The organism is Marinomonas balearica, assembly GCF_004362145.1.
GTDB lineage: Bacteria > Pseudomonadota > Gammaproteobacteria > Pseudomonadales > Marinomonadaceae > Marinomonas > Marinomonas balearica.
Genome location: NZ_SNXC01000009.1, coordinates 150365 through 168271 on the forward strand (window position 1 = coordinate 150365; position 17907 = coordinate 168271).

9 protein-coding genes are annotated in these 17907 nt (G+C 45.1%); 8 read left to right on the forward strand and 1 reads right to left on the reverse strand.

All coding sequences use genetic code 11. The annotated features are described in order from the left end of the window. Positions 1-17: 17 nt before the first annotated feature. From lolA to cobA, 5 genes are all read left to right on the forward strand, one after another. Positions 18-635 (forward strand): outer membrane lipoprotein periplasmic chaperone LolA, encoded by a 618-nt coding sequence (gene lolA / locus DFP79_RS02335; protein ID WP_133502349.1) that lies wholly within the window; start codon positions 18-20, stop codon positions 633-635. A 4-nt stretch (positions 636-639) separates the two neighbouring features. Continuing rightward, positions 640-1974: a replication-associated recombination protein A gene (locus tag DFP79_RS02340; RefSeq protein ID WP_133502350.1), complete on the forward strand. Its 1335-nt coding sequence runs from the start codon at positions 640-642 to the stop codon at positions 1972-1974. 74 nt (positions 1975-2048) lie between these two features. Then, positions 2049-2420, forward strand: coding sequence for a fluoride efflux transporter CrcB (gene crcB / locus DFP79_RS02345; RefSeq protein ID WP_133502351.1), 372 nt, complete (start codon positions 2049-2051; stop codon positions 2418-2420). 142 nt (positions 2421-2562) lie between these two features. Further along, positions 2563-3861: a serine--tRNA ligase gene (gene serS, locus DFP79_RS02350; protein WP_133502352.1), complete on the forward strand. Its 1299-nt coding sequence runs from the start codon at positions 2563-2565 to the stop codon at positions 3859-3861. Between the two features lie 137 nt (positions 3862-3998). Further along, complete coding sequence (cobA, locus tag DFP79_RS02355; RefSeq protein ID WP_133502353.1) at positions 3999-4739, forward strand: uroporphyrinogen-III C-methyltransferase; 741 nt, start codon at positions 3999-4001, stop codon at positions 4737-4739. A gap of 76 nt (positions 4740-4815) precedes the next feature. On the opposite strand, the gene DFP79_RS02360 is transcribed toward cobA, so the two are convergent. Beyond that, complete coding sequence (locus tag DFP79_RS02360; RefSeq protein WP_133502354.1) at positions 4816-6885, reverse strand: TonB-dependent receptor; 2070 nt, start codon at positions 6883-6885, stop codon at positions 4816-4818. Positions 6886-7123: 238 nt separating this feature from the next. On the opposite strand from DFP79_RS02360, the gene fes reads away from it, so the two are divergent. Genes fes through DFP79_RS02375 form a run of 3 tightly spaced genes read left to right on the forward strand, consistent with a single transcriptional unit; the run spans position 7124 to position 17902 of the window. Beyond that, positions 7124-8554 (forward strand): enterochelin esterase, encoded by a 1431-nt coding sequence (fes, locus tag DFP79_RS02365; protein WP_166637622.1) that lies wholly within the window; start codon positions 7124-7126, stop codon positions 8552-8554. Between the two features lie 28 nt (positions 8555-8582). Further along, entirely contained in the window at positions 8583-8792 is a 210-nt protein-coding gene (locus DFP79_RS02370) for an MbtH family protein (RefSeq protein WP_133502356.1), read from the forward strand. A gap of 53 nt (positions 8793-8845) precedes the next feature. After that, positions 8846-17902 (forward strand): non-ribosomal peptide synthetase, encoded by a 9057-nt coding sequence (locus tag DFP79_RS02375; RefSeq protein ID WP_133502357.1) that lies wholly within the window; start codon positions 8846-8848, stop codon positions 17900-17902. The last annotated feature ends 5 nt before the right edge of the window (positions 17903-17907 follow it).

Consider the following 17907-nt stretch of genomic DNA (forward strand, 5'->3'; position numbering starts at 1 on the left):
TTCATTTTGGAGAAAACATGTTTAATAAGATAGTGATTGTGTGCCTTTGGTTTTTATCTTGCAGCTCTTCATTCGCGTTAGCAGAAGATATAAATCAAGCTCTTGTTGTACTGTTGGAAGAAAATCGGAATGTCGAAGGTGAGTTTCGTCAAATTACATATACAGAAGAAGGAAAAGAGCTTCAAAATAGTGAAGGCGTATTTTTACTAGCACAACCTAATCGCTTTGTATGGGACAGCATCTCACCGTTTCCACAGCGTATAGTGTCTAACGGCGAAACAGTGACAATTTGGGATGTTGATTTAGAGCAAGCAACACAAAAGCCACTTGCGAAAACGGTGGGAAACTCTCCCGCTGCTTTATTAAGTCAGCCGGCTGTTGATGTGCTTCCTCATTATAAAGTGCTTGCTCTTGCCGGCAATAAATATCGCCTGACGCCGAAGGATGAAGATGACTTATTTCAAACACTGACTCTGTCTTTTAAGGGCGACCTCATTGCTGCAATGAGCTTAAAAGACACATTAGGTCAAACAACAGTCATTGAGTTTACGAATTTAGAGCACCATGAAGGTGTTTCGGCAGAAAATTTTAAAATAGATTTGCCAAAACACGTTGATTTGATTGTTGAGCAGTAACTCGATGAACGATCTTTTTTACGACGAGAGTGCTGAGCGACAGTACCAGCCTTTAGCTGCTCGAATGCGACCATTGTCCTTGAATGAATACATTGGACAGGAGCATTTAGTTGGTGAAGGAAAGCCTCTTCGCAAAATGATAGAAAGCCAACATGGTCACTCATTCATATTGTGGGGGCCGCCAGGTGTTGGGAAAACGACGTTTGCGAAACTGTTTGCCAACTCTATGTCTGCGCAGTTTATCGAATTGTCAGCGGTTATGTCGGGCGTAAAAGACATTCGGGCAGCCGTTGAGAAAGCCAAACAATGGCGTACCGTACACAACAGCTCAACACTCTTGTTTGTAGATGAGGTTCACCGTTTTAATAAGTCTCAACAAGATGCTTTTTTGCCATTTATCGAAGACGGTACTTTTTTGTTCGTAGGGGCGACGACCGAAAACCCTGCCTTCGAGCTAAATTCAGCGTTACTCTCTCGAGCGCGAGTTTATCGGCTCAAAAATCCGTCGGTTTCAGTGATCAAGCAAGTCTTGCTCAATGCGTTAAACGATTCAGAAAAAGGGCTTGGTCAGCACCGTATTGATATTTCTGACGAGCAGTTGGATATATTAGCGCATGCAGCCGACGGAGATATCAGACGTTCGTTAAATTTATTAGAAATTTTATCTGATTTTACCGAACCCAGTACGCCAGTTACCCAACAAATGTTAGAAAGCGTGCTTGGGAGTAGTATTCGGCGTTACGACCGTAATGGCGACATCTTTTACGACCAAATTTCAGCTTTTCACAAATCTGTTCGCGGTTCGTCTCCTGATGGTGCCTTGTACTGGATGGCTCGAATGTTAGATGGCGGCTGTGATCCCCTTTATATTGCTCGCCGTTTACTTGCCATTGCTTCCGAAGATATCGGCAATGCAGACCCTAGAGCACTTCAAGTCGGGTTAAACGCTTGGGATATATTTGAGCGAGTCGGGCCAGCAGAAGGAAACAGAGCCATTGCTCAAGCAGCTGTCTATATGGCTTGCGCGCCGAAAAGCAACGCCGTTTATCAAGCCTATAAAGACGCGATGCGAGAGGTAGCGCAGCAGCCAAGTTTTGAAGTGCCGGATCATCTACGAAATGCACCAACAAGCTTAGCGAAGGAAATGGGGCATGGCGAAGAGTATCGTTATGCACATAACGAACTAAATGCGTTCGCTGCGGGAGAATGTTACTTACCCGAAGACATTCACGAACAACGTTATTACCACCCAACAGATCGCGGGTTAGAGAAAAAAATATCCGAAAAGTTGGATTGGCTCGATAAATTAAATAAAGAAAGCCCATTAAAGCGGTATTGAGTGTAACAAGGTCGACGGGCACACATGTTCATTGGCATGCATGTCCATTAATACAATAGTAGAGCGAAAACTGTATGACATATTTGATGATCGCCTTAGGCGGCGCATTGGGTGCAATAAGCCGATTTGCTTTAGGGAAATGGATCTCAAATTTATGGGGTCATACTTTTCCACTCGCTACTTTTTCCATCAATATTCTAGGTAGCTTTTTAATGGGCGTGGTGTTTATTCTTATTTCTGAAAAAATGGCCATTCCAGAGACCTATCGACCTTTGTTAATGGTAGGTTTTTTAGGCGCGTTTACCACTTTTTCTACGTTTTCATTAGAAATTGTCTCACTAATTAACCAGCAGGCTTGGCTTACTGCCATAAGCTATTTATTATTGAGCTGCCTGCTGGGCGTCTTAGCGCTCGCGGCAGGAATGTTTATAGCGCGACTGATGTGATTTTCAGCGCGAGGGCTTGAAAATTCAGGTACCATTCAAAAATTATTTTTCGTCAACGTGTTTTTATTCATAAGTCATTCTCATCGAACTTGGCGTTATTAAATGCGTAAGAACCCACTAAACAGAGGAAACTGTTGCAACAATGTTAGACATTAAAGCACTCCGTACAGACCCAGACGCGATAGCGGCTAAACTAAAGAAAAAAGGGTTTGAGTTAGATGTTGCTGCGTTCTCATCACTAGAAGAGCGTCGCAAAGGTATTCAAATCGAAACGGAGAATCTGCAACAGTCCCGTAACTCTGTATCGAAGCAAATTGGTCAGGCAATGAAGTCTGGCGACAAAGAAAAAGCGGAAGAGTTAAAAGCGCAAACGGCTACCTTGGGTGACGACCTTGCGAAAGCCAAAGAAGAGCTACACCAGGTTCAAGCCGATTTAGAGCTATTGCTGGAAGGTGTTCCGAATCTGCCTCATGAATCTGTACCAGAAGGCACCACAGAAGACGATAACGTAGAAATTCGTCGCTGGGGTGAGCCACGTACGTTTGATTTTGAAGCGAAAGATCACGTGGATCTGGGCGAAGCTCTGGGCGGTTTAGACTTTGAATTAGCCGTCAAAATTACGGGTTCTCGTTTCGCAGTAATGCGTGCTGATTTGGCACGTCTTCACCGCGCTTTAACACAATTCATGATCAATACTCATGCTGATGAGCATGGATATTCTGAAGTGTATGTGCCGTATTTAGTTAACGCTCATTCGCTTAAAGGCACGGGGCAACTGCCTAAGTTTGAAAAAGATCTGTTTAAAGTGCCTGTCGATAAAGACAGTGGTAACAGTGATTTGTATCTAATTCCTACTGCTGAGGTTCCTGTAACGAATATTGTACGTGATGAAATTCTTAATGATGCCGATCTTCATCACAAATACGTTGCACATACTCCATGCTTTAGAAGTGAAGCGGGAAGTTACGGCCGAGATACGCGTGGAATGATCCGTCAGCACCAATTTGAAAAGGTTGAATTGGTACATATTTGTCGTCCTGATCGCTCAACTGAGATTTTAGAAGAGCTGGTGGGGCATGCAGAAGTTATCTTGCAAAAACTTGGATTGCCGTACCGTACTGTTATTTTGTGTGGTGGCGATTTAGGCTTTTCTGCTCATAAGACGTATGACATTGAAGTGTGGTTGCCTGGACAAGGTAAATACCGTGAGATTTCTTCTTGCTCTAATATGTGGGATTTCCAAGCGCGTCGTATGCAAGCTCGTTGGCGTAACCCTGAAACCGGTAAGCCTGAACTGGCTCATACCTTAAACGGATCTGGGTTAGCCGTTGGTCGTACTTTGGTAGCGGTATTGGAAAACTATCAAAATGAAGACGGCAGCATCGATATCCCAGAAGCCTTAGTACCGTACATGGGCGGAAAAACAAAGTTGGTTCCTTAGTTTGATCCACTAGTGTTTCAAGTCCGAATAAAAAAGCCTCATTTGAGGCTTTTTTTTGCATATTTTTTTGAAAACTAGATAATGGTTGTTCAAAGAGAAGATATTACGTTTACATTCGTTTGGCTAAAAGGTTATTCATGTCTGGAAAAGTTTACTTAATTGGCGCGGGTCCAGGGGATCCTGAGCTTCTTACACTAAAAGCTCATCGTCTGCTAAGTCAGGCAGATGTGGTGTTGTATGATCGACTTGTCGGCCAGCAAATTATTGAGATGATTCCTGAACAGGCAGAGAAGCTCTACGTAGGAAAAGCGAAATCTTTACATACGCTTCCGCAGGAAGATATAAACGTTTTGTTGGGAAAGAAAGCGCAAGAAGGGAAAACCGTTGTTCGTTTAAAAGGCGGAGACCCATTTATTTTCGGGCGCGGTGGTGAGGAGCTGGAAGAACTAGTAGAAGAAGGGATTCCTTTTGAAGTTGTCCCCGGTGTAACCGCAGCGGCGGGGTGTGCGGCTTATGCAGGTATACCACTTACACACCGTGATTATGCGCAGTCTGTTCGCTTTTTAACGGGGCACTTAAAAGACGGTACGACGGAGCTGCCTTGGGATGAGCTTGTACACCCGTCTCAGACACTTGTTATTTATATGGGGTTGACTGGTATTGAGTCAATCAGCCAATCTCTTATTCAGTTCGGAATGCCTCCTACCATGCCTGTTGCGGTTGTTGAAAAGGGCACCTCTAAAGATCAGCGAGTTTTCACCTCAACGATAACAAGCATCAGTGATGTGGTACGTGATAATGATGTGAAATCTCCGGCCTTATTGATCATCGGAGAGGTGGTGACCTTGCAGGAAAAACTGTCTTGGTATGGAAAGTAAGAACGTATAACCAACAAATATAATAAATAAAAGAGGCTCGACGAGCCTCTTTTACCTTAAGCGCAAGGGGAATGATTTACATACGGTAGGTCGCGCTTAAGCCTACAGTTCGTGATTGCCCAACGGCCGCTCTTGAGCCTCCATTTATGATATAGACAACGTCCTCATCTGTTAGGTTTTTTACGTAACCGCTGATCGTAAAATCACCGATTTCGTAATCAACACTCGTGTCCAACAAGGTGTAGTTGCCTACCGTATAGTCTTCAGTATTTGAAAGGTCTGAGTAGCTTTCTCCGACATACGTTGCATCGCCACTAATTGTCCAGTTTTCACCAATAAGAGTGGTAAAGCCAATTGATGCGTTCCAGTTGGGTGCATTCGATAATTCGTTACCTTCATAGGTGTCATTTTCGTCGATTTCGGACTCCAGATACCCGATTGACTGGCGAATGTCGAGTTGGTCATTTATACGCTGAATCGCTTCGACCTCGATTCCGGCAGTGTGAGCAGAAGAAACATTTCGAATTCTACTCTCTGATAAGGCTTGATAGTCCGCGTATTTGTTGTAGAACAATGCGACTCGAACACTGGATCCGTCTTCTAAATGTGTTTTGGTGCTCAATTCGTAGGCGTGAACAGTCTCAGAATCATATTCATAGGTTTCAGGATCAAAGGCTTGCCCAATACCTGAACGCCAACCATCATCGTAGCCAATGCCGCCAGAGTTGTAGCCTTTACGAGCGGATAGTCCAACGTTAGTTTGGCTGGTTATGTCGTAGGTTGCGCCGATTTTAGGGAGGAATACATCGTCAGTCATTTTTGTATCGATATTAGTCGTACCATTATTCTCGTAATAACGAGTTTGTTCTTCGTGTTGGAAGCGACCTCCGGCATCGATAGCTAGCTTTTCGGTGAGTTGGTAACTGGCATTCGTATAAACACCCATTCGTTCTTCGGTTGTCTTACCTTTTGTGTCTTCATTGTCTAATGTATTCTTGCGATCTGCAGCCATTATCCCTACGACGCCGCTAAGTGACGAAGACGATGTGTTAAACACTAATTTGCTTTCGAATATGCTGTTCTCATCCTTAAACGTATAGGTTTCTTCCTGTGGGTATTGGTCAAATCGGTTCTTTTGAGAATTTTTCGAAATTGTTGATATATTCGTGAGAGCATTGGACAGAGGATAACTTACCTCCAAGGAAAGGTTGTTTGTTTCGGAATCTTGGATACGTGTATTGTCGTAAGTAGCATTATTCAGAGTAAAAGTTTCGTCTTCATTGCCAGTACCATTACTCCAGTTTGCCCAGTTCAAATAGCTACCATTTGCTTTCCTATGGTTAGCAGTCAGCTTTACGGTAAAGTCTTCATCGGAGGTGGGCTTCCAAAGTAACTTTCCGCGAATATTAAGCGTATCACTTGCTTCAGGATCCACTGGAACACTGCTGGTTTCTCCGTCATAACTTAAAAAGCCTTTTCCATCAGTACCATCGGCCGCAATGCGGTATGCAAGGTCATCCGTAATTGAGCCAGAATTCATAACCGCGAGGTTTTTCATTAAGTTTCCATTCTCATAGGTTTCGATACCTAAACGAACAGCGGACTCAGGATAGAAGGTTGGATCATTGCTCTTGACTACGATGGCGCCGCCAATCGAGTTTTCGCCTTGAGAGGTAGATTGCGGCCCACGCAATACTTCAATTTGCTGAAGATCCCATACACCAGATCCGATAAAATTATAGCCAGTAAATGCGTCCGGTACACCGTCAACAGACGTGTTAATACGTTGGCGACTTCCGCTTACCGTCGCATAGTACCCCGTTGTTGCGCCGCTTCCATTAATACCGCGTATGTTGACAGTTCCGAATCCAGCAGTAACCACATTTGGTGCTGCTGTTACGACATCATTAACGGTTTTAGCATCTCCGTTTTCAATTTCATGGCCTTGTATCACTGTCACGGCGGTCGCTGTGTCTTTTAGGTTTTTATCAATTTTCTCGCCCGTAACAACAAGTGTATCCAATGCGATTTCTTCTGCTTGAGCGGTTGAAGAAATAATCATTGAGTTGATGCTAATTACTGATAAAGCGACTAATGACAGTGAAGAGGGGATGTAAGCGCGACGCGGTTTATTCTCAAGAGCCATGGTTTTTACTTCCTTCATTTTACCAACAGGTTAGGTTTGAAAAATTGATGATGTCTTTATGAATCCGCTTAGAGTTCTGTTTACAAAACATACTGAATTCGTAAATACGGCGAGAAGTCTATTGATAGTGATAATGATTTGCAATAGCATTTACATAAAAGTTGAACTTGAGTGCTTGTTCTAATTTCAGTTCATTTTTTGGATGCAAAGTAAATTTAATGGGATTGGGGGCGTTTATATGATCGCAAAGGATGTCGGTATCCAACCTGATATAGACATGGAGAAGTTACTTGAGCAAGAGCCTATGGATTGGTTGGACAGCACCTACGTTGGTTCGGAGCTTTGGTGGCGAGGTTTAGCAAAAATCGGCGGGCCATTTCAGTGCTCGTTTAGTGAGCCCGCAAGTTCTTTTAACGGCAAACGGCGTGTGGATTTCTTTTGGCGAGACCCCGAAGGGAATCAAGACGAATCGACCATTTTCCAAGTCTTGCTGGACATTAATTCGGTAACTAACCATAAAAGCTGGGAGCCAACGTGTTTGAAGCGCGTTAAAAATACAGATGTCTGGCATCAGTGTGTGTATGTGGACGAGAAATGGAGAGGAAGTTATAGCTTTATTCCCTTGATGCAGAATCAATCTTCATCCGTTGTTTACGCTTTGTCTGACGGTTCGTCGAAAGCGCAGCGGAGCTGGTATCTGTCAATTATGGATTTCGCGATAGCAGACCCATTGAACACCCGGCCCGAAATAATATCCAACCGCGGAACGTCAGCGTCAATGCTCATCATGAATGACGCTGAAGTCGAAATGGGGTGGGATCAATGGGACCAACGCACTTTACCGCCAAAAAAAAGAGAGGATGTTTTTTCTTTCTTATGGAAAAGCGACCTGCTCAAAAATACCCGTCGAATTTGGCATATAGAGACGCATCGCTCGAATGAATCATTTTCTACCAGTGATCGTCAGAAGGGTGTACGAGAGAAAGTGCCAAAACCAATCGTTATTTTGCTGGACGGTCAACGTTGGACAGCGCCATCAGGCACCCCCTCTGTGCTGTCTTACTTGACTGAGATCGGAGAAATAGCGCCCGCACATTACCTTTTGATTGATTCTCTAGACGGGGAAACGCGCTGGAAAGAGTTGTCGTGCAATATCACGTTTTGGCAAGCCATGTTTACGGAATTGGCTGTCGAAGCGGCTCATAAAGTTAACCTACCTTCGCTTGAAAGCAACGTCATCATTGCGGGTCAAAGTTTAGGCGGTTTGTCTGCATTCTATGCCGGCGTGCATTTTGAGACCTATGTCACAAAAGTGATCAGTCTGTCCGGCTCTTTTTGGTGGCCAGACGTTGATAGGTTGGTTGCGCATCAGTCTAAAGAAAGTTGTTTAAACGAACTTATTTTAGGTACGCCCTTGGGTGGGCCGCTAGAAGAGCTTCAACGAGGTTGTATTGATGTTAAGCATTTAGAGCTGTTTATCAGCGTAGGGTCGGGAGAGGGGGATATGAACCTCTATAACGATATCTTAGCGACATCTCTACAGCGCAAACAGGCTCGGTTCACATTTGAGCGTTTTAGTGGTGGCCATGATTGGTTGGCATGGCGTTTTAGCTTGATTAACGGACTGCGCACTTTAGTACCTCACAACCCCTCCTACCAACGCGTTTAACACCTTTAATTTAAATGGAATAACCCTTATGAGCGACTCTTCAATTAACCCCTTTGATAACGAATCTTTGGTCTTTTTAGTGCTTGTGAATTCATTGAATCAGCACAGTTTATGGCCGGAATTCGCGCCTATCCCTGAAGGCTGGGCGACTGTTTTTGGTCCTGCTGCACATGCTGAATGTCTAACCTTTATTGATGAGCACTGGTTGGATATTCGCCCAGTTAAACGTACTGCTTAAATTACATTTCTTAGGCAATGTTCCAATCATTTTTCTGATAGAGGTGCGCCACAATGGCACTCCAAGACAATGTATATAATCAAGAAAAAAGCCCCACACTCCCTTTAACAGACATTCAGTTAGGTATTTGGTTGGGTGATCAAATCGCTGACCATAGCAATGCATTTACCATCGCTCATGCTGTCACCATAACGGGACACATTAACGTTTCTCAGTTAGCAGAAAGTATTAACGAGACATTGCTGAAGGCAGACACGATATGTGCGGAGTATGGTGAAAGTAATGAAGGAAACCCTATACAAACCTTGAGCGTTGAACTTGCAAGCGTAAAAACACAAGTTGTTAGCCTAGTTGAGCACAATAATGCTGAGCAAGCTGCGCAGGAAGAGATTATGCGGGATGTGAATGCGGATCTCTCTTTAACTGCTGAGCGTCCACTTTGCCGCCAGGTTTTGTATATTGTTTCTCATGAAACAGTTATTTGGTATCAGCGTTTTCATCACATAATGTTAGATGGATTCAGTTTTAACTCCTTTACCAAGCAGGTTTCGAATCATTATTTGTGGGCTACTAAGGCGACAAACGATTCGACGGGAAGCGTCTCGATTGATGCTCCATTCGCGCCCTTTAGTAACGTTGTGCTTGAAGAAAGTGCATATAAAGAGTCTAAAAAATACCAAGATGACAAAGCATTCTGGAACGATTACGCCTCGAATATTAGTAACGTTGTCTCATTGAGCTTCGAGGGAGTCGGTTCAAAAGCGCCTGCTTCAACTAGGTTGACATCAGAAGAACATTTAACAAACGCCATTCAAACGCAGTATGCCGATAGCGCTCAGTGCCTATTGCGAAAAGACTCAATCATATCAAGTCGCCTATTAGATAAGTTCATGGTGTCGTCTCGTTTGAAGCGCGTTAATCCCGCAGATGTGTCTCTCGCGTTGGTCTTTGCCTATCTTCATAAAATGACTGGCGCTCGAAAAATTCCGGTCGGTTTTCCATTTATGGGGCGAATTGGCAGTGCATCTTTATTGGCGTTAGGACCTGTAGTGAACGTGCTTCCGTTGCAGATAGATGTGGATTTTGATTCGTCGCTAGACGATGTAATAGCCAACGTTACAGCAGAACTTAGAAAAGTTCGTAAACATCAAAAATACAACGCCGAACAGATTGCTCGGGATGTGGGCCGTGCAGGGGAGGATTTTCCTCTGTTTGCGGCAACGCTTAATTTACGTCTTTTCAATTATGATCTTTCGTTTGGCGATGCAACGGCGCAGATAGAGCATTTAGCGGCAGGCCCAGTGGAGGATTTGGATTTCGGTATGCATTTTGAAGAAGGTAATTTGCATATTGAATGGGTCGCGAACAGTCAACGTTACAACGACGCCACCTTAGCACGACATACAGAGCGTTTTATCGAGTTCGTCAATCAACTAGCGGAAGCGCCGAATAAAAGGATTGCACATCAAGGTGTTGCTACTCAACAGGAATTGAGGCGAATCCACCATTGGCAACAGAGCCCATACAGCAGTATTGAAAACAAGCCATTGGTCTTTTCAGATGGGGGTTCCACAACAGATATTACTGAACAGTTTTTCTTACGCCCTAATGCGTATTCTCACTATTTGGCGCTTAAGACGGATCTTTGCGAGATATCGCACCTTCAATTGACGCATTTGGTGTGTCGATGGGCGCGAGCGTTTCAGCATTATGGTCTTAAGCAAGGCGATGCGGTGGCGATGCTTCTACCTAGAGACGAGCGTATTGTTCTAGCCATTCTGGCGTTGATGCAGGTGAGAGCGACGGTAATTCCAGTTGACCCTGAGTACCCCATATCGAGATTAGAGTGGATTTTTGAAGACTCTGCGCCGCAAGCCATTATCACAATCGCTTCTTTATCATCACGACTGCCCGAACTTACCAATAGCGCAATACAGTACGCAGACAAAACAATAGTGCTGGATGATCCTAATGTGATTGCTCAGATCGAATCTCAATCTGATGAAATGTGGGGAGCGCTTGATGGAGAGGTTCCACAGCGGTCGCCGCTTGATCTGGCTTACATCATGTATACCTCTGGTTCAACGGGGAGACCTAAAGGTGTAGCCATTCCTTATCAAGGGCTGACTAATTTGTTCCAAGCGCATCGAGTTGCAGACTATGAACCATTGTTAGCGCAAAACCGTGGAACGGTGTGCGCCGCTCACACGGCCTCATTTTCGTTTGACAGTTCGTGGGATATGTTGCTTTGGATTTGGATGGGGCAAGTGCTTCATATTGTAAATGATGAGCTTCGTACCGATGCGGCGGAGTATGTTCAGTACATACAAAACGAAAAAATTGATTCAATCGATGTTCCTCCTTCTTTTCTGATGCAAATGCTCGATGCAGATTTGTGCGCAGATGAGCATGTACCAAAGATGATTTTTATTGGCGGTGAAGCGGCTTCTGCTGCGCTGTGGGAACGCGTGCGCCGTCTTTCAAATATTGAAGTGAAGAACTATTACGGCCCAACAGAAAACACCGTTGACAGTGTTAGTTGCTCTGTTCGTGATTCAGAGAGCGTCATTATAGGCAGGCCAATAGCGGGGACTCGATCTTATATTTTGGATGAAGGACTAAACCCTGTACCTGAAGGTGTTGTCGGCGAATTGTATGTGTCGGGCGCGGGTCTGGCGCATGGTTACATTAATCGCGCTTCGCAAACTGCCAGTCGTTTTGTGGCGAACCCATTTGAAAGTCATGCCCGAATGTACCGAACAGGGGATTTAGCAAAATGGACAGCCGAAGGGCATATCGAGTATTTGGGACGCAGCGATCATCAAGTTCAAGTTCGTGGATATCGTGTGGAGCTAGAAGAAGTTGAGAATGTTATTGGCGCTGTCACCGATATATCAGCCTCAAAAGTGTATGCAGTTGAACAGGGCGCCAGCAATCGATTAATTGCTTATTGTGTATGTTCGAACCTAGACGACAGCAATGAGGACTTAATCACAAATCGCGTAATGGCAGAGATATCTAAAAAATTGCCTGATTACATGTTACCCAGCGCTCTAAAAGTGGTAAACGCGTTTCCGCTAAACGTAAATGGTAAAGTGGATCGCAGCGCGCTGCCCACTCTAGATACTCAGCAAAGAGAAGAAGGTAAAGCACCTGAATCGTTACCGGAACAGCTGCTATGCAGCGCGATCGCAAATTGCCTTGGAATGGAACAAGTTTTTGTTGATGACGATTTCTTTCAGTTAGGGGGCGACAGTATAACGGCCATGTCACTAGGGAATTTGCTGCGAAAAGAGGGGTTCCGAGTACGACCGAAAGAGATCTTTACAGCCAAAACGCCAGAAGCCATAGCCAAACTAATGGTTCGATTAGACACACATAAAACAGCTAACCAAATGGTAACATCGCAAAGAGTGTCATCGAACGGTGAGTTAAAAGATTTGCCAATTTTGCATTGGTTTAACGAACACGTTCACGCAGAAGGTGAAAGAGGCAAGCAAGAAGAATACGAGGGACAAATAGCAGAAACGTTAAATCTCACTTATGTTCAAGGGGTATTTGTTCTCCTCCCGCCACTAGTGACCCAAGATCATGTAAATCAGGCGTTGGATATCGTTGTAAAAAGGCACCCGATTTTGACTGCGGCATTCAATCGTGGGGTGTTATATCTATCCGATTCAATAGAACAGCAAAACTGGTTTATTTCTATTGAGGAAAACCACGACGCTCTTCAGGTAAGTCACAATCATTGTGAATTAAACCACAAAGATCTTGGGCGAATCGCCGATCGAGCGTTTCATCATATTGTGCAGGCGATTTCTCCTCAAACGAGTCAATTACTAAAAGCAGCGTACATAGATGGCAACATTAATGGCAGCCCGAATCAACGCCAAAGCCCTAACGGATTGGTATTAGGAATACACCACTTAGCGGTAGATGGCGTGTCTTGGAGAATACTTCTTCAAGAGCTGAAGTCTATTTGTGAGAGCTTGCTTTCTGGAGAAAAAGGCGCGATAGAAGAATTTAATAAAGAAGGAGAAGAAACATCGCTACGTCAGTGGCAATCTACATTGTTAGATAATATCGATGTCTACCGTCAGCAGAGCGCATTTTGGAAGCAGCAACTTTCTCCACGTCAACGAACTGTACTACCAACAAAATCATCCCGTAAGGCGCTTAGGCACAATCGTGTGTTACTGGGCGTTGAAGCCACAAAAACCTTGCTTGAACAATTGCCTCAAGATTATCGAGCGAACCTTGATGAAATTTTAATGGCAGTTACTGCGTTGGCGTACGCACGGCATTTCGACAAAGAAGACGTTCGCTTTGCTCTCGAATCTCATGGTCGAGCCGAGTTAGAAGATAGCAAAGGGATTACCAGTGACTTATCCCGCACGGTTGGGTGGCTTACATCGGAGTTTCCTCTGCGTATTGAGCTGAGTGGATCCGTGTTTGACCGATTAAAAACACTTGATCTTCCTTATGAACAAATAGTGCGCGTCGTTCGTTCACAACTTCAACATGCTGGAGAATGCGGTATTGGCTATGGAGTCTTGCGGTATTTGGATCCTCACATGAGTGAAGAATTAAAAACACTAGAGCAAGAGAATCGCCCAGATTTACTGTTTAACTATTTGGGGCGCTTTAGAGAAGGGCAGTCTTTTTGGTCGCCTCAACAAACCGATGGCGCTTTTAAAGATGCTTTTGCCGTTTATCAAGCAGAAACCGTGTCACAAGACTATCCAATTGAACTCAATATATTCGTACAGGAAGGAGAAGACGGTGCGCAGCTTGCTTTACAGTGGAGTTGGTTACCTGACTATTGTTCTGAACAGGACATAGAATCAATAACAGAAACAGTGGCTGCGTACGCACAGTGTATGCATCAATATGCGAAACGAAACCCTGAAACAGCCGCTAATACCGCGACTTTGATGGAGATCAGCCCGTTAACAGTGCCAGAAGGCGCAGTAGTTTCTTTGAGCGAGAAATATGGCGTTGTCGACAAAGTTTTACCCGTATTACCTCTTCAAGAAGGGTTGCTGTTTCATGCTCAGATGAACGAACTTAACTCCGATTCAGAGACGGAAGAACAGCGTGATTCTAGCTACAGCTCTCTTGCAAGGCTGACGCTCGACGGCCCCTTGGACCTACCGCGCTTACAGCGATCCTTAGATGCCGTTATTCATAAACACCCTCAATTGGCTGCAATATTCGATGTTAATACCTTGTCACAGCCCGTACAGGTTTTAACATCCATAACCGGGCGTGTCTTCAATCAACAGGCAGCAAACATAGATACAAAAGGTTCATCGCTTTGGCCTTTGGAAACCGTCGATCTTTCACATATGCAATCCGGTGAGCAAGTAGCAAGGTTACAGGAACTTGAATGCAAAGAATTAAGCCGAGAGTTTAACGTTTTTCAATCTGATGGAGAGCCGTTGTTGCACGCGGTGTTGGTCGTTTTAGCAACTGAAAAGCACATGCTGTTCCTAAATGCGCATCATTTGGTTGTAGATGGGTGGTCAACTCCGATCATGCTAAACGATCTTTTATCCGCCTATGGCTCAGCTGACCAGCGGCTGGCTCAGACGACTGCTCCGTACCATCAAATTGTTTCCGATATGTGCGCGCGTAACAAGCTCGAAATGAAGGCTGCATGGCAAGAGATGCTAGCAGGCGTGACACCGACACTGGCATTTGGTGAAAATCCACCAGACGATAGAGTTAATACATATCGTATTCACCTAAACGAAACGAAATTCAGTACTTTGGTACTCGCTTATCAGAGCAGAGGCCTGACGCTAAATTCGGTGTTACAAACCGTATGGGCAAACGTATTAAGTGCTATGACAGGAAAGTTTGATCTTGTTTTTGGTACACCGATTTCTGGACGCTTTAATTCGATAGAAGGCGTTGATGAGCATATAGGTTTATTCAGTAATACCGTTCCGGTTCGTGTCACTCTTTCCCCCAAAAATACGCTGTGGGAACAAATTCAGGTTGTTCAAAATGACCAAGTTCAGCTTTTAGAGCACGATGGACTGGGTCTGTCAGAGATACAACGCCTTGTGCAACCGACAAATCAAGTAAGTGGGAATCTATTTGATACCTTGCTGGTGGTTGAGAATTTTCCTGATCAAGATCATTTGGGCGAGAAGGCATTCCACGGTTTGCGGTTAACCAATGTAAAAAACCGAGGCTATACTCATTACCCGCTTACTATTTTGGCGTTGCCGAGTAACGAGCTGGAGCTTTTGTTTGAATATCGAGGTGATAAAGAAAGCATTCAAGCGATCATGTCTCGATTTGAGTGGCTTCTGGGTCGATTGATCGATGACACGTCGTCGAAATCTCAAGAGCATTCAAAACTCGTCACGTCCACTGAGCCTGAATCAGAAAAAACCATAGCGGCATTGAACCTGCAAACTCCCTCTGAGCAATCTTTAATTGCATCGATTAACGAAACTGCCTTTGATTTGCCTGCATCAACGTTGCGACAGGAACTCGCGTCTCAGGTTGTAAAAACACCCAATGCGATATGTTTAATGGATGAAGAGTGCGCTCTAACCTATACACAAGCGCGTGAACAGGTCGTAGCACTTGCACATCAACTTCAACTAATTGGGGTGCAACGAGGTGACATAGTTGCGGTCGCGCTGCCGCGAACGGTCCGATTGACCATTGCGTTGTGGGCCATCATTGAAGCGGGTGCCGCCTATTTACCTTTAGATACTGGATACCCAACGGACCGCCTAAACTACATGTTAGACGATGCAAAACCGTCAGCATTGATCACATTAACTAGCGAAGCAAAGCGGTTTGACAGTCAGGCCACTGTTGTTCTATTTGAACGTCTTATTGAAATTGACCAAAGTATAAAGGCGCTGATCGAGCATCAATGGAGTGCACCGGAATTGTCTCCTTCTGATGCCGCGTATTTGCTTTATACATCGGGTTCAACAGGGAAACCAAAAGGCGTTTTGGTTCCGCACAATGCAATTGTAAATCGAATCTTATGGATGCAAAGCATGTACCCAATGGACGCTACCGATACTGTGTTGCAAAAAACGCCGTGTAGCTTTGATGTGTCCGTTTGGGAATTCTTCTGGTCAGCGATGGTTGGCGCTAAGCTGATGATGGCGCCGCCAGAGTCACATCGGGACCCACAATGGCTGCGCCAGTTGATAAACGATTTTCAGATAACCACCGTACACTTCGTGCCGTCCATGTTAGCGGCCTTCGTCAGTGATTGTATGGGGTTGCCTCCTGTCGAACAGAGTAGCAAAGATTCGGAAGCCCTGTGTGCAAGTTTACGTCAGGTTTTTTGCAGTGGAGAAGCGCTTTCTACCTCGTTATCGACAGCCTTTGAAACGCTATTCAATAGACCATTGCATAATCTATATGGGCCTACTGAAGCCGCTGTCGACGTGACTTATCATCCCGCGTTTGGACCTCATTTAAGTAAGGTGTCGGGCGTCTCTGTGCCTATCGGGAAGCCTGTCTGGAATACACAGTTGCGCGTTTTGGATAACTATTTACGTCCCGTTCCCGTTGGTGTACCCGGAGAGCTTTATCTTTGCGGGGTTCAGTTAGCAACGGGTTACTGGAATCGATTTGATCTTACGGCTTCGCGCTTTGTTGCTGATCCATTGGGTCAAGGGGCGCGCATGTATCGAACAGGTGATGTGGTTCGTTGGTTGGCCGACGGGTCTGTTGATTATCTTGGGCGCAGCGACGATCAACTGAAAATTCGAGGCCAACGTATTGAGCTAGGTGAGATTGAGAGAGTACTGAACGCGCTTGAAGGGGTGGATCAATGTGCTGTCGTCGCCAAAATATGGGGACAATCGGAGAATATTGTCGGGGAAGATGCGCGTCAGCTGATTGGTTATGTTGTGTGTGATGAGTGCGGAAACCTTGATGTTGCCGCTGTCCGTGCACGACTTGCAGAAATGTTACCGATACATATGGTTCCTTCCGTCATTATGCAGTTGGACGCATTGCCACTTAGTGCGAACGGAAAACTGGATCGAAAAGCCTTACCCGTTCCGAGTGAATCCAGCTCTACCGAAGGACGAGAGCCTCGTCCCGGTTTGGAAACCAAGCTCGCGACGACATTCGCTCAAATATTGGAAACCGACCACATCTATGCGGACGATGATTTCTTTGCGTTAGGAGGGCATTCGCTGCTCGCCGTCAAATTAGTGTCTGAATTGAGGCGTCACTGGCAACTTAACGTGTCCATTGGGCAGGTTATGGTTTCGCCATCCGTGGAGAAATTGGCGCATGTTCTTTCTGATGAAACGTTGGCAAACAATCGGGAATTGGCGGGTTTTGGTCAAATTTTACCGATACGTCAAGGCAAAGGTACGCCGATATTTTGTATTCACCCCGCATCTGGATTTGCATGGCAATACACGGGTATTAGTCGTTACTTAACAAACAATTGTCCGATTGTCGGTCTTCAGTCGCCTCGTCCAGATGGCCCAATTGCCGCGCAAGCGGATTTAGAAGGCATGATTGATCAGCACTTTGAGTTACTGCTCACCCAGCAAGCGACCGGCCCGTATCGGTTAATGGGATACTCTTTGGGTGGCGTAATTGCCCACGGATTGGCGGTGCGATTGCAACGTATCGGAGAAGAAGTCAGCTTCCTTGGTTTACTCGATACGTATCCACCTGACGATCAGGATTGGAGTGATCCAACGGACGAAGAAGCTCAGCAGGAAGTTGAACGAGAGAAAGCGCAGTTTATGAATGATGCTGCGGAGCACTTGGACAGCGAACATCATGAAATCGAAAGTACAGCGGCTCAGGAAAAAGACGCCATGTTCGAGGGAATCGTCGCGAACTACGCCGATTCTATTCGTCACTTATCGCAGGCAACGACTCATAAGTTTTACGGTAAAGCGGTTCTTTTCGTCGCCGATCGAACTGTCCCAGAGGGAATGGACATCGACGCAACATGGATGCCCTTTGTCGACGAGCTTGAAAAGCATCATTTTGATTACCCACATGAAGACATAATGTCTCCAGATGCATTGGCTGAGCTAGGTCCCTTGGTGAATCAATTAGTAAATCAAATTTTAAATGCGCACGACGCATAAAACGT

Bases quoted from the DNA above. Each gene is read 5' to 3' on its own strand.
- lolA (WP_133502349.1), top strand. From the start codon at position 18: ATGTTTAATAAGATAGTGATTGTGTGCCTTTGGTTTTTATCTTGCAGC.
- DFP79_RS02340 (WP_133502350.1), top strand. From the start codon at position 640: ATGAACGATCTTTTTTACGACGAGAGTGCTGAGCGACAGTACCAGCCT.
- crcB (WP_133502351.1), top strand. From the start codon at position 2,049: ATGACATATTTGATGATCGCCTTAGGCGGCGCATTGGGTGCAATAAGC.
- serS (WP_133502352.1), top strand. From the start codon at position 2,563: ATGTTAGACATTAAAGCACTCCGTACAGACCCAGACGCGATAGCGGCT.
- cobA (WP_133502353.1), top strand. From the start codon at position 3,999: ATGTCTGGAAAAGTTTACTTAATTGGCGCGGGTCCAGGGGATCCTGAG.
- DFP79_RS02360 (WP_133502354.1), bottom strand. From the start codon at position 6,885: ATGGCTCTTGAGAATAAACCGCGTCGCGCTTACATCCCCTCTTCACTG.
- fes (WP_166637622.1), top strand. From the start codon at position 7,124: ATGATCGCAAAGGATGTCGGTATCCAACCTGATATAGACATGGAGAAG.
- DFP79_RS02370 (WP_133502356.1), top strand. From the start codon at position 8,583: ATGAGCGACTCTTCAATTAACCCCTTTGATAACGAATCTTTGGTCTTT.
- DFP79_RS02375 (WP_133502357.1), top strand. From the start codon at position 8,846: ATGGCACTCCAAGACAATGTATATAATCAAGAAAAAAGCCCCACACTC.